This is a genomic window from Streptomyces sp. NPDC088733, from assembly GCF_044751185.1.
Taxonomy (GTDB): Bacteria; Actinomycetota; Actinomycetes; order Streptomycetales; family Streptomycetaceae; genus Actinacidiphila.
The window spans coordinates 1-13,919 of record NZ_JBIVLH010000022.1; the positions used below are offsets into that span (position 1 = coordinate 1).

Sequence of the window (13,919 nt, forward strand, 5' to 3'; positions counted from 1 at the left end):
CGGGAAGCCTGCTTCGAGATGAGGACTCCCACCCCCTTGAGGGGTTAAGGCTCCCAGTAGACGACTGGGTTGATAGGCCGGATGTGGAAGCCCAGTAATGGGTGGAGCTGACCGGTACTAATAAGCCGAGGGCTTGTCCATAGGTTGCTCGCGTCCACTGTGTAGTTCTGAAACAACGAACCCCGGTTCGTACAGTTTCATAGTGTTTCGGTGGTCATAGCGTTAGGGAAACGCCCGGTTACATTTCGAACCCGGAAGCTAAGCCTTTCAGCGCCGATGGTACTGCAGGGGGGACCCTGTGGGAGAGTAGGACGCCGCCGAACAATTCTTCAGCCGTGCCCCCGGACTTCTGTCCGGGGGCACGGCTATTTGCGTGGGCAACACCCGTTGTTCATGTTGAGATCAGCATCCACTCACCGGTCACCGTAATCCTGGCGTTGACGGGCAAGTGGAGGTGGGCCTGATGCAGCAGTTCCTGGATCGGGGTGCTGAAGTCGCGGCGCTCGAGGACGAGTTCTCCTCGGCGGTGGACGATCGCCATACCGTCGCGGTGGATTCCGCGACCTCCGCCCTTCACCTTGCGCTGCTGTCGCTGGGTATCGGTGCCGGCGAGGAAGTGATCCTCCCGTCGTTCGCCCCGGTGGAGACCGCGGACGCGGTCCGGCTGGTCGGCGCGGTGCCCGTGTTCGCGGACATCGATCCGCTCACCTTCTGCCTCGACCCGGAGGCCGTCGCTGCGGCGATCACGCCGCTGACGGTGGCGATCCTGCCGGTGCACCTGTTCGGTCATCCCGCGGCCGTCGACCAGCTCGCGGACCTGGCGGCGCGGCACGGCCTGGCGATCGTCGAGGACGCCACCCAGGCGCAGGCCGCGACGCTTGCCGGCCGGCGGGTCGGCACGTACGGCGCGCTGAGCGTCTTCGCCCTCGCGGAGGGCGCCGTGGTGACCACGGAGCACCCCGAACTGGCCTCCTGCGTCAAGCGTTTGAGGGACGGTGCGCACTCGGCGGCGCGACTCGCCGACAACCGGGCCGCGAGCGGACGCGCCGCGCTGCGCAAGCTGGAGGGCTCGATCGCGCGGCAGCGGGCCCACTGCCGGTACCTGGACTCCGCCCTGACGGGCGTGCTGGTGCCGTACGTCGAGCCGGGCGCGCACCACGTCTACCACCGCTACACGGTCCGCATACCGGGCAACGGCCGCCCCGACCGCGACGCGTTCGCGATGGCGCTGGCCTCCCGCGGCGTGCGGGCCGATGTGAGCATCCCGACCCCGGTGCACCGGATGCCGAAGTACCGGTCGCAGTCCTTCCTGCCGCGGACCGAGGCGGCCTCCGGCGAGACGCTGTCCCTGCCGGTCCACCCCGGGCTCACGGAGAAGGAGTTGAAGCGGATGGCCGAGGCGTGCAACACCCTCGGCGGACTGCTCTGAGTGGACGCCGGGCGGATTTCCGAACCCGGCGGTCGATGGGTTAAGATCCTTCACGTCGACGCGCCCCAATAGCTCAGTCGGCAGAGCGTCTCCATGGTAAGGAGAAGGTCTACGGTTCGATTCCGTATTGGGGCTCAGAGAAAGAAGGCCCCCGCCATTCGGCGGGGGCCTTCTTCATTTTGGTGCTTCATTTTGGTGTTCGTCGGTGCAGGGCTACGCGGGCAGTTCCGGAACGCGCATGGCGAGAATGGCCATGTCGTCGGAGGGCGCGTCGGAGGCGAAGCGCTCCACCGCGCGCTGGATACGGGCTGCGACGGCACCGGCGGTGAGGCCCGTGCAGGTGGCCAGGACGTCGGCGAGGCCGTCGTCACCGAGCATGCGGGTGCCCTCGCGGCGTTCGGTGACGCCGTCGGTGACGCAGAGCAGCACGTCACCGGGGGCGAGAGTGACGTTCTGCTCGACGAGTTCGAGGTCCTCGATGACGCCGAGCAGGGGCTGGGGCTCGGCCGCGGGCTCGACGGCGCCGGTCTGGCGCAGACGGAGCGGCAGCGGGTGGCCGGCGCAGACGACCTTCAGTTCGGCGCTGCCGTCGGCCTGGGGCCACAACTCGCCGTACAGGAGGGTCAGGAAGCGGCTGCGGGAGCCCTCGTCGAGGATGGCCGCGTTGAGGCGTTCCAGGACGGACGGCCCGCTGAAGCCCTCGCGGGCGAGCAGGCGCAGCGCGTGCCGGGCGAGGCCGGTGACGGCGGCGGCCTCGGGGCCGGTGCCGCAGACGTCGCCGATGGCGAAGCCCCAGCAGCCGTCGCGGATCGGGAAGACGTCGTAGAAGTCGCCGCCGACCTCGTTGCCCTCGCCGGCTGCGCGGTAGACCACCTCGACCTCGACACCGGGGATGACCGGCAGGCCGGGCGGCAGGAGGCTGCGCTGGAGGGACTGGCTGATGGCCGTGCGCTCGCTGTAGAGGCGGGCGTTGTCCAGGGCGAGGGCGGCGCGGCGGGAGAGGTCCTCGGCGAGTTCGAGGATCTCCTGCCGGAAGCGTTCGTCGGCGGCCCTGCCGAGGGTCAGCATCCCGATGACGCGGTTGCGGGCCACCAGGGGCAGCACGACGGTCTCGCCGCCGACCGCGGCGGCGGTCGCCAGGGCCGTGCCGGGGCCGGCGGCGGGCCGCCCCGTCTCGCCGAGCCCGAGGCTGCGCAGGGAGGCGCGCAGGGCCGTGGAGTGGGCGGCGTCGGACGGGGCGGTCCAGATGCGTGCGCCGGGCGTGGGGTCGGGCCGGGGCGGGGCGAGGCGGGACAGGAGCGCCTTGATGCCGTCGATGCGGTCCTCGTCCTCGTGCAGGACGAAGGCGAGTTCGGGCTCGGAGGCCTGGTCGGCGATGGTGTAGACGGCGCACCAACTGGCCAGGGTGGGCACCGTCATCTGGGCCATCAGCGCGAGGGTCTGGTCGCGTTCCAGGGTGCCGGCCAGCAGGTCGGAGGCCTCGACGAGGAAGGACAGCGAGCCGCGGCGCAGGCGTTCGAGCTCCGTGAGCCGGGCGCTCTCGACGGCGAGGGCGATGCGGTCCGCGGCGAACTGGAGCCGCAGGGCCTCCTCGTTGCTGTAGCGGCCGGGGGTCTCGGCGGCGACGCCGAGGGATCCGGTGAGGCGTCCTTCGACCTTGAGCGGCACGGTGATGACGGACCGCATGCCGGTGCCGGCGAGCAGCGGGACGGCGCCGGGGACGGCCGTCAGGTCCTCGTGGACGGCGGGCATGCGGGCGCTGCCGTAGCGGCCGGTGCCGGCCTCCACGGGGACGCGGGCGAAGCGCTGACGGGCCGAGGGGAGGCCGGTGGAGGCGCGTACCTCCAACTCGGTCTCGTCGTCGGTGGCGAGCAGCAGGTAGGCGGCGTCGCCGTCGAGCATGTCGCGGGCGCGCTCCACGGTGCGCTGGAGCAGGCCGTCGAGGTCGTCGGGCGCGGGGGAGCCGATGAACGACTCGAAGGGGTCGGCGGCCTTGCCGCGGTCCATGCCGCCGTCGGCGGAGACGCCGCCGCCGCGTCCGGGGTTCTGCAGCACGGCACGCGCGTCCTCGCGCACCAGCAGGCAGACGGTGGAGGGCTCGCCGGAGGTGTCGCGGACGCGCAAGTGGGTGCCGTACACCGGCATGATGCGGCCGTCGGCGCCGCGGACGCCGTAACTGCCCTCCCAGCGGGAGAGCAGCAGGGCCTCGGCGATGCCGTGGCCGGTGCCGGGGGTCTGCGGCCAGGCGGCGAGATCGCCGAGCGGCTTGCCGACGATCTGCTCGTCGGGGTGGCCGAAGAGTTCGGCGGCGTCCTGGTTCCAGCGCGTGATGATGCCGGCACGGTCGACCTGGACGACGGCGACACGGACCTGCTCGTCGGCGAGCGGCAGGGCGGCGGCGGGCAGGGCCGGTCCGGCGGAGCGGGTGCCGGCGGGGCGCTGGGGCAGGTCCAGGTGGAACCAGACGTGCTTGTTGGCCGGCGTGTACTCCACGCCCCAGCGGGCGGCGAGGGCCGAGCACAGGAGCAGGCCGCGGCCGCCCTCGTGGTCGGGGTGGATCTGCTTCTTGGCGTCGTGCAGCGGCAGCTCGCGCTCGGGGTAGCGGTCGGCGACCTCGATGCGGACGGCGGATTCGTAGCGCAGGCACTGGACGTCGGCGGCGGTTCCCGCGTGGACCACGGCGTTCGTGACCAGTTCGCTGGTGAGGACGACGGCGTCGTCGACGACCTCGGCGAAGCCCCAGCCCTGGAGCGTGTCGCGGACGAAAGCGCGTGCGGTGGCGACCGAGCGTCCCACCGGCTCGAAGGTGGCCGCTGCGCGCGCCGTGATCACAGATCTCCTTGTTTGTCCGGGGACGTCACCATGTGTCATCCGCTGTACTGTCACCACCGGCCCCCACTTCGAGGTGTACGCCCGGCCCAAGGTGGGCAACCGCATGCCAGGTTACTTACCCCCGGCGACCACGCGTGTGCCGGTTGGGGGTGTTCCTGCCCCGATCGTGGCGACGGTCATATGCGATGCTGCCGAACTGTTATGGCCGGGTGCGGGCATGGTGAAACACTGGGCATGCCTGAACGAGGCACATGCAGTTCGGTCGACCCTCCGGGAGGGACACGGTGGAGTCTGGCGCATCGGCGCGAGGCGGCGCGGCACCCGCGGCGAAGCGGGGTGGTTCCGCGCGGGTGAAGCATGCGCGTTCGCGCACCAATGGGACCGTCGAGGTGGACTCGGCCGCACTGCACAGATTGCTGTCCGCCCTGGAGTCGATGCGGGACGGCAACTTCCGCAAGCGGCTCACGGTCACCGGCGACGGCGTCATGGCGGAGATCGCCGCCGTGTTCAACGAGGTCGCCGACCGCAACCAGCACCTCACCGGTGAGCTCGCCCGGGTCCGCCGGGTCGTCGGCCGGGAGGGCAAGCTCGCGGAGCGCCTGGAGACGGGGGCGTGCGAGGGCTCGTGGGCGGCCGCCATCGACGCCTCCAACGCGCTGGTGGACGATCTCGTGCGGCCCATGTCCGAGGTCGGCCGCGTGCTGTCGGCGGTCGCCGAGGGCGACCTGGAGCAGCGCATGGAGCTGCGCTCGCAGGGGCCGGACGGCGCCGCGCACCCGCTGCGCGGCGAGTTCCTCAAGGTCGGGCGCACGGTCAACGGGCTGGTCGACCAGCTGTCCACGTTCACCGACGAGGTGACCAGGGTGGCCAGCGAGGTCGGCACCGAGGGCAAGCTCGGCGGCCAGGCCCGGGTGCGCGGCATGGCCGGCTCCTGGAAGGACCTGACCGACTCGGTCAACACCATGGCCTCCCGGCTGACGGCGCAGGTGCGCGACATCGCGCTGGTGACGACGGCGGTCGCCAAGGGCGACCTGTCGCGCAAGGTCACCGTGCACGTGGCCGGCGAGATGCTGGAGCTGAAGAACACCGTCAACACGATGGTGGACCAGCTGTCCTCCTTCGCGTCCGAGGTGACCCGGGTGGCCCGCGAGGTGGGCACCGAGGGCCAGCTCGGCGGCCAGGCCAAGGTGGCCGGCGTCGACGGCGTGTGGAAGGACCTGACCGACTCCGTCAACCTGATGGCCGGCAATCTGACGGCCCAGGTGCGCGACATCGCGCAGGTCACGACGGCGGTCGCCAACGGCGACCTGTCGCAGAAGATCACCATCGGCGCGCGCGGCGAGGTCGCGCAGCTCGCCGAGACCGTGAACGCGATGACCGAGACCCTGCGCACCTTCGCCGACGAGGTGACCCGCGTCGCCGGCGAGGTCGGCGCGCAGGGCCGCCTCGGCGGCCAGGCGCAGGTGCCGGGCGCCGCGGGCATCTGGAAGGACCTCACCGACTCGGTGAACATGGCCTTCCGCAACCTGACCGGCCAGGTGCGCGACATCGCGCAGGTGACGACGGCGGTCGCCAACGGCGACCTGTCGCAGAAGGTCACCGTGGTCGTCTCCGGCGAGATGCTGGAGCTGAAGAACACCGTGAACACGATGGTCGACCAGCTGTCGGCCTTCGGCGCCGAGGTGACCCGGGTGGCCCGGGAGGTCGGTGTCGAGGGTGAGCTGGGCGGCCAGGCGCAGGTGCCGGGTGCGGCGGGTCTGTGGAAGGACCTGACGGATTCGGTGAACACCGCCTTCCGCAACCTGACCGGCCAGGTGCGCAACATCGCCCAGGTGACGACGGCGGTCGCCAACGGCGACCTGTCGCAGAAGGTCACGGTGGACGTCTCCGGCGAGATGCTGGAGCTGAAGAACACCGTGAACCGGATGGTCGACCAGCTGTCCTCCTTCGCCAACCAGGTCACGCGCATGGCGCGCGACGTGGGCACCGAGGGCCGGCTCGGCGGTCAGGCGCGCGTCGACGGCGTGAGCGGCGTGTGGAAGGAGCTGACGGACTCCGTCAACTTCATGGCGGGCAACCTGACCTCGCAGGTCCGCCAGATCGCCCAGGTGACGACGGCCGTGGCCCGCGGTGACCTGTCGCAGAAGGTCGACGTGGACGCGCGCGGCGAGATCCTGGAGCTGAAGAACACCATCAACACGATGGTCGACCAGCTGTCGGCGTTCGCCGAGCAGGTGACCCGGGTGGCCCGCGAGGTGGGCACCGAGGGCCGCCTCGGCGGCCAGGCGCAGGTGCCCGGCGTGGCCGGTGTGTGGCGCGACCTGACGGACTCGGTGAACGGCATGGCCGGCAACCTCACCGCCCAGGTGCGCAACATCGCCCAGGTCGCGACCGCGGTGGCCCGCGGTGACCTGTCGCAGAAGATCGACGTCGACGCGCGCGGCGAGATCCTGGAGCTGAAGAACGTCCTCAACACGATGGTCGACCAGCTGTCGGCGTTCGCCGACCAGGTGACCCGGGTGGCCCGCGAGGTGGGCACCGACGGCATCCTGGGCGGTCAGGCCGAGGTCAAGGGCGTGTCGGGTACGTGGAAGGACCTGACCCAGTCGGTCAACTTCATGGCCAACAACCTGACCATGCAGGTGCGCAACATCGCCGAGGTCACCACGGCGGTCGCGCAGGGCGACCTGTCGAAGAAGATCACCGTCGACGCCAAGGGCGAGATCCTCGCCCTGGTGACGACCGTCAACACGATGGTCGACACGCTGTCCGCCTTCGCCGACGAGGTCACGCGCGTGGCCCGCGAGGTGGGCACCGACGGCATCCTCGGCGGCCAGGCCCGGGTGCGGGACGTCTCCGGCATCTGGAAGGACCTCACCGACAACGTCAACCTGATGGCCAACAACCTGACCGGTCAGGTGCGTTCGATCTCCTCCGTGGCCACGGCGGTCGCCAACGGCGACCTCACCAAGAAGATCACCGTCGAGGCGCGCGGCGAGGTCGCCCAGCTCGCCGAGACCATCAACACGATGGTCGACACGCTGTCCGCCTTCGGTGACGAGGTCACGCGAGTGGCCCGCGAGGTGGGCACGGACGGCATCCTCGGCGGTCAGGCCCGCGTGCCGGGAGTGTCCGGCTCGTGGAAGGACCTCACCGAGTCCGTCAACAACATGGCGTCCAACCTGACCGGCCAGGTCCGCAACATCGCGATGGTCACCACCGCGGTGGCCCGCGGCGACCTGTCCAAGAAGATCGACGTCGACGCGCACGGCGAGATCCTGGAGCTCAAGACCACCATCAACACGATGGTCGACCAGCTGTCCGCCTTCGGTGACGAGGTCACGCGAGTGGCCCGCGAGGTGGGCACCGAGGGCCGCCTCGGCGGCCAGGCGCGCGTGCCGGGTGTCTCGGGCATCTGGAAGGACCTCACCGAGTCCGTCAACCTGATGGCCAACAACCTGACCCGTCAGGTGCGCAACATCGCCCAGGTGGCCACCGCGGTGACCCGCGGCGACCTCAACATCCGCACGGACGTGGACGCGGCCGGCGAGATCCTGGAGCTGCAGGACTACATCAACACCATGATCGTCCGGCTCCGCGAGACCACGCTCGCCAACAAGGAGCAGGACTGGCTGAAGGGCAACCTCGCCCGCATCTCCGGTCTGATGCAGGGCCGCCGCGACCTCAACGACGTCGGCGGCCTCATCATGAGCGAGCTGACGCCGGTCGTCTCGGCCCAGCACGGTGCCTTTTTCCTCGCCGAGGAGCCGGCCACCGAGGACATCGCCGAGGAGTACGAGCTGCGCCTGATCGGCAGCTACGGCTTCTCGCCACGGACGATGCCCACCGTCTTCCTGCCCGGTGAGGGCCTGATCGGCACGGCCGCGGTGGAGAAGCGCAGCATCCTGGTGGAGAACGTGCCGCCGGGCTATCTGCGGATCTCCTCCGGGCTCGGAGAAGCGCCCCCGGCGCACGTCATCGTGCTGCCGGTGCTGTTCGAGGACCGGGTGCTCGGGGTGATCGAGCTGGCCTCGTTCCAGCCGTTCACGCAGATCCAGAAGGACTTCCTCGGCCAGATCACCGACATGATCGCGGTGAGCGTCAACACCATCAGCGTCAACACCAAGACCGAGTACCTGCTCAAGCAGTCCCAGGAGCTGACCGAGCAGCTGCGGGAGCGCTCCGCGGAGCTGGAGAACCGGCAGAAGCAGCTCCAGATCTCCAACACCGAGCTGGAGGAGAAGGCCGAGCTGCTGGCGCGTCAGAACCGCGACATCGAGGTGAAGAACACCGAGATCGAGGACGCCCGCCAGGTGCTGGAGGAGCGCGCGGAGCAGCTCGCGGTCTCCATGCGGTACAAGTCCGAGTTCCTGGCCAACATGTCGCACGAGCTGCGCACCCCGCTCAACTCGCTGCTCATCCTGGCCAAGCTGCTCGCGGACAACGCCGAGGGCAACCTGTCGCCGAAGCAGGTCGAGTTCGCCGAGACGATCCACGGCGCGGGCTCCGACCTGCTCCAGCTGATCAACGACATCCTCGACCTGTCGAAGGTCGAGGCGGGCAAGATGGACGTCAGCCCGACCCGGATCGCCCTCGTGCAGCTCGTGGACTACGTCGAGGCCACCTTCCGGCCGCTGACGGCCGAGAAGGGCCTGGACTTCTCGGTCCGGGTCTCCCCGGAACTGCCCGCGACGCTCCACACCGACGAGCAGCGGCTGCTCCAGGTGCTGCGCAACCTGCTGTCCAACGCGGTGAAGTTCACCGACAGCGGGTCGGTGGAGCTGGTGATCCGCCCGGCCGGCCAGGAGGCGCCGCAGGCGATCCGGGAACAGCTGCTGGAGTCCGGTTCGCTGCGGGCCCCGGACGAGCCGCTGATCGCCTTCTCGGTCACCGACACCGGCATCGGCATCGCGGCCAGCAAGATGCGGGTCATCTTCGAGGCGTTCAAGCAGGCCGACGGCACCACCAGCCGCAAGTACGGCGGCACGGGCCTCGGCCTGTCCATCAGCCGGGAGATCGCGCGGCTGCTCGGCGGCGAGATCCACGCCGACAGCCAGCCCGGCCGCGGCTCGACGTTCACCCTCTACCTGCCGCTCAACAGCGGTGAACTGCCGCCGCACGGCTACGCGCAACTCCCGCCCGGCGAGCCCTTCGCCGAGCCGGACGCCTACGCCGAACCGCTGCGCGGCACCGGTCCCGCGCACACCGGCGGGCGGCGCGGCGGCGCGGGAAGCAGCCTTGCGCGGCTGCGCCGCCGCTCGGCCCTCACCGAGCGGCCCATCGCCCAGGGGCAGCCGGACCGGCAGCCGCCGCCGGCCGCCGAGTCGTGGGTGGACGGGGCGCACTCCGACGCGTACACCGGCTTCGCGGGGGGATTCAGTGGCGAGAAGGTGCTCATCGTCGACGACGACATCCGCAATGTCTTCGCATTGACCAGCGTGTTGGAGCAGCACGGGCTCACGGTGCTGTACGCGGAGAACGGCCGGGAGGGCATCGAGGTGCTGGAGCAGCACGACGATGTCGCGGTCGTGCTGATGGACATCATGATGCCGGAGATGGACGGGTACGCGACGACGGCGGCGATCCGCAGGATGCCGCAGTTCGCGGGGCTGCCGATCATCGCCCTCACGGCAAAGGCGATGAAGGGCGACCGGGAGAAGAGCATCGAGTCCGGTGCGTCCGACTATGTCGCCAAACCGGTGGACACCGACCACCTGCTCGCGGTGATGGAGCAGTGGATGCACGCGCGGTGACGGAGCGTCGGACGACGGACGCGGTGACCGCCCGTGCGGTGGTCACCGCGGCGGTGCGGCCGGCCGCGGTCATGACACGGAGTGCTCACGGAGGTGTGAGGGTGCGGGAAACGGGGAACCTTCTGGTCCCCGCTTGCGTTTCTGCTACGTGCACAGTGACATGGCGGTGACAGGGTGTGGCGGACAGCGGGGTGCGGCTACCATGACCGGCACAAGGACGGACGGCGCTCAGGAGTCGTCCATGGGGGCGGCACCCGGTGCAGTGCCGGGACGAGGAGGGCGGGCCATGGTGCAGAAGGCCAAGATCCTCCTGGTCGATGACCGGCCGGAGAATCTGCTGGCGCTGGAGGCCATCCTCTCCGCGCTCGATCAGACACTGGTGCGGGCATCGTCCGGGGAGGAAGCGCTCAAGGCGCTGCTCACCGACGACTTCGCGGTGATCCTGCTCGATGTCCAGATGCCGGGCATGGACGGGTTCGAGACTGCGGCGCACATCAAGCGCCGGGAGCGCACGCGGGACATCCCGATCATCTTCCTCACGGCGATCAACCACGGTCCGCACCACACCTTCCGCGGCTACGCGGCCGGCGCGGTCGACTACATCTCCAAGCCCTTCGACCCGTGGGTGCTGCGCGCCAAGGTCTCGGTCTTCGTCGAGCTCTACATGAAGAACTGCCAGTTGCGCGAGCAGGCCGCCCTGCTGCGGCTGCAACTGGAGCAGGGCTCCCGGCAGGGTGCGGGCGGCGCCAAGGAGCCGGTCGGCCTGCTCGCCGAGCTGTCCGCGCGGCTGGCGGCGGTGGAGGAGCAGGCGGAGGCGCTGTCCAAGCAGTTGGACGAGTCGGCGGACGCGGCGGCGGTGGCGACCGCGGCCCATCTGGAGCGCAAGCTGACCGGACTGCGCCGGGCGCTGGACGCGCTGGAGCCGGGCACCGGCTCGGGCGACAAGAAAATTCCCTCGCAAGAGTGACTCCTGCCGGTCCTTTGACGGCCCGTCACCCTTGACGCGTACGGGGCGCGACACGAACGGGCGTATGTGCGGCCACGGGTGTCGCGCACGGGACGGAACGGTAACCTCGCACCATGGCCCCACGTACGTCCGGCACCGCGAAGAAGGCTGCCGCCAAACCTGCGGCCAGGCCCGCGGCGAAGAAGGCCGCCGCCAAGCAGCCGGCGGCGAAGAAGGCACCGGCCAAGAAGGCCCCCGCCAAGAAGGCGGCACCCCCCGCCAAACCCGCGCCCAAGCCCGCACCCTCACCGACCGGGGCCGTCTACCGGCTCACCCGGGCGCTGTGGCTGGGCCTCGCGCACGGCGTCGGCGCGCTCTTCCGGGGCGTGGGCCGGGGCGCGCGCGGTCTCGACCCGGCCCACCGCAAGGACGGGCTCGCGCTGCTGCTGTTCGGCCTCGCGCTCGTCGTCGCCACCGGGACCTGGTCCGATCTGCAGGGTCCGGTGGGCGACCTGGTCGAGATACTGATCACCGGGCTGTTCGGCCGGTTGGACCTGCTGGTGCCGGTCCTCCTGGGTGCCGTCGTCTGGCGCCTGATGCGCCACCCCCAGCAGTCGGACGCCAACGGGCGGATCGTCATCGGCCTGTCCACGCTCGCCGTGGGCGTGCTCGGCCTGGTGCACATCGGCTGCGGTTCGCCGGGCCGGGGCCAGGGCGCCGACGCGATCCGGGACGCCGGAGGGCTCATCGGGTGGGCGGCCTCCGCGCCGCTGCGCTACACGGTGGGGGCCCCGCTGGCGGTCGCCCTGCTGACGCTGCTGACCTTCTTCGGCCTGCTGGTCACCACCGCGACCCCCGTCAACGCCATCCCGCGCCGCCTGCGGGAGGCCGGCGTACGGCTCGGCCTGGTCGAGGTGCGGCCGGAGGATGAGCCCGACGAGGACGCCGTCCCGTTCGGCGACCTGTTCGAGGACGAGCCCGCCGCCGGACCGGGCGGCCCGGAGGCCGCGCCCCGGCGCCGCGGCCGGCGCCGCCAAGAGCAGCCCCCGCTGCCCGACCTGACGCCCGGCGGCCTCGGCACCGTCGACCTCGCCTACGGCGTCGCCGCGGACCTCGACGGCGCGCTGACGTACGGCGTGCCCGGCTCCTCCGTCGTCGCGGACCTCGTGCACCAGTCGGTGCCGCCGGCCCGGGACGACGGGTCCGCCGACACCGCGGAGGCCACCGGCGACCGCTCCGGGCGCTCCGTGCCGGACCTCACCAAGAAGGCGGCGCCCGACGCCGGGCAGCCCCTGCCGCCGCGCGCCGAGCAGTTGCAGCTGTCGGGCGACATCACGTACTCCCTGCCCTCCCTGGACGTGCTGGAGCGCGGCGGCCCCGGACGTACCCGCAGCGCCGCCAACGACGCGGTGGTGGAGTCGCTCAAGAGCGTCTTCTCGCAGTTCAAGGTCGACGCGGCGGTCACCGGCTTCACCCGGGGGCCGACGGTCACCCGCTACGAGGTGGAACTCGGACAGGCCGTCAAGGTCGAGCGGATCACCGCGCTCGCCAAGAACATCGCGTACGCCGTCGCCAGCCCCGACGTGCGGATCATCAGCCCGATCCCCGGCAAGTCCGCGGTCGGCATCGAGATCCCCAACAGCGACCGGGAGATGGTCAACCTCGGCGACGTGCTCCGGTCGGCGGACGCCGCCGGCGAGGAGCACCCGATGACGGTCGCCCTCGGCAAGGACGTGGAGGGTGGCTATGTGATGGCCAACCTCGCGAAGATGCCGCACATCCTCGTCGCGGGGGCCACCGGCTCCGGCAAGTCCTCCTGCATCAACTGCCTCATCACCTCGGTGCTCGCCCGGTCCACGCCGGACGAGGTGCGCATGGTGCTGGTCGACCCCAAGCGCGTGGAACTGACCGCGTACGAGGGCGTCCCGCACCTCATCACGCCGATCATCACCAACCCCAAGCGGGCCGCCGAGGCGCTCCAGTGGGTCGTGCGCGAGATGGACCTGCGCTACGACGACCTTGCCGCCTACGGCTTCCGGCACATCGACGACTTCAACGCGGCGGTGCGCAGCGGCAAGGCGAAGCCGCCGGCGGGCAGCGAGCGCGAGCTGGCCCCGTACCCCTATCTGCTGGTGATCGTGGACGAGCTGGCCGACCTGATGATGGTCGCGCCGCGGGACGTGGAGGACGCGATCGTCCGCATCACGCAGCTCGCCCGCGCGGCCGGCATCCACCTGGTGCTGGCCACCCAGCGGCCGTCCGTGGACGTGGTGACCGGTCTCATCAAGGCCAACGTGCCCTCGCGGCTGGCGTTCGCGACCTCCTCGCTCGCCGACAGCCGGGTCATCCTGGACCAGGCCGGTGCCGAGAAACTCATCGGAAAGGGTGACGGGCTGTTCCTGCCGATGGGCGCGAACAAGCCGATCCGCATGCAGGGCGCCTTCGTCACCGAGCAGGAGATCCACGCCGTCGTGGAGCACTGCAAGGCGCAGCTGACGCCTGCTTACCGGGACGACGTCGTGGTCGGCACCGGCCCCAAGAAGGAGATCGACGAGGAGATCGGCGACGACCTCGACCTGCTCTGCCAGGCGGCGGAGCTCGTGGTCTCCACCCAGTTCGGCTCGACCTCGATGCTCCAGCGCAAACTGCGTGTCGGCTTCGCGAAAGCGGGCAGGCTCATGGACCTGATGGAATCCCGCGGGATCGTCGGTCCGAGTGAGGGGTCGAAGGCCCGCGACGTGCTGGTCAAACCGGACGAGATGGACGGGGTGCTCGCGGTCCTGCGCGGCGAGACCGGCGCGTAGCCCGTTCGTAGCCCATCCGTAGCTCACTCGTAAGTGGGCGGGGAGCAACCGTTTCTCCTGCCCGTACGTCAAGTTAGTGCAAGGGGAAGCCGTATGGCCGTCCGTCATCGGTGCCGGTCACGACGGCAATCCTGATGGCGGACAAACAACGTCCG

At 70.6% G+C, this 13,919-nt stretch carries 5 protein-coding genes, 1 tRNA gene and 2 rRNA genes; 7 read left to right on the forward strand and 1 reads right to left on the reverse strand.

Annotated elements, in window-relative coordinates; genetic code table 11:
• The 4 genes from ACIP64_RS31115 to ACIP64_RS31130 form a co-directional block, all read left to right on the forward strand.
• A 23S ribosomal RNA gene (locus tag ACIP64_RS31115) occupies positions 1-141 on the forward strand; the annotation flags it as partial.
• Between the two features lie 65 nt (positions 142-206).
• Positions 207-323, forward strand: a 5S ribosomal RNA gene (gene rrf / locus ACIP64_RS31120).
• Between the two features lie 140 nt (positions 324-463).
• A complete protein-coding gene (locus tag ACIP64_RS31125; protein WP_401593141.1) occupies positions 464-1,429 on the forward strand; it encodes a DegT/DnrJ/EryC1/StrS family aminotransferase in 966 nt (321 codons plus the stop codon).
• A gap of 62 nt (positions 1,430-1,491) precedes the next feature.
• Positions 1,492-1,564, forward strand: a tRNA-Thr gene (locus ACIP64_RS31130).
• Between the two features lie 78 nt (positions 1,565-1,642).
• Here ACIP64_RS31130 and ACIP64_RS31135 read toward each other — a convergent pair.
• The gene (locus tag ACIP64_RS31135; RefSeq protein ID WP_401593143.1) at positions 1,643-4,261 is read right to left on the reverse strand and encodes a SpoIIE family protein phosphatase; all 2,619 of its coding nucleotides are present in this window, start codon (positions 4,259-4,261) and stop codon (positions 1,643-1,645) included.
• A 284-nt stretch (positions 4,262-4,545) separates the two neighbouring features.
• Here ACIP64_RS31135 and ACIP64_RS31140 point away from each other — a divergent pair, with 284 nt between their 5' ends.
• The 3 genes from ACIP64_RS31140 to ACIP64_RS31150 all read left to right on the forward strand — a co-directional run bounded on the left by ACIP64_RS31140 (position 4,546) and on the right by ACIP64_RS31150 (position 13,764).
• On the forward strand, positions 4,546-10,014 hold the full coding sequence (locus ACIP64_RS31140) for a HAMP domain-containing protein (protein ID WP_401593145.1): 5,469 nt from the start codon (positions 4,546-4,548) through the stop codon (positions 10,012-10,014).
• 286 nt (positions 10,015-10,300) lie between these two features.
• Positions 10,301-10,981 (forward strand): response regulator, encoded by a 681-nt coding sequence (locus ACIP64_RS31145; RefSeq protein ID WP_360917201.1) that lies wholly within the window; start codon positions 10,301-10,303, stop codon positions 10,979-10,981.
• A 113-nt stretch (positions 10,982-11,094) separates the two neighbouring features.
• A complete protein-coding gene (locus ACIP64_RS31150; protein ID WP_401593147.1) occupies positions 11,095-13,764 on the forward strand; it encodes a DNA translocase FtsK in 2,670 nt (889 codons plus the stop codon).
• Positions 13,765-13,919 lie beyond the last annotated feature (155 nt).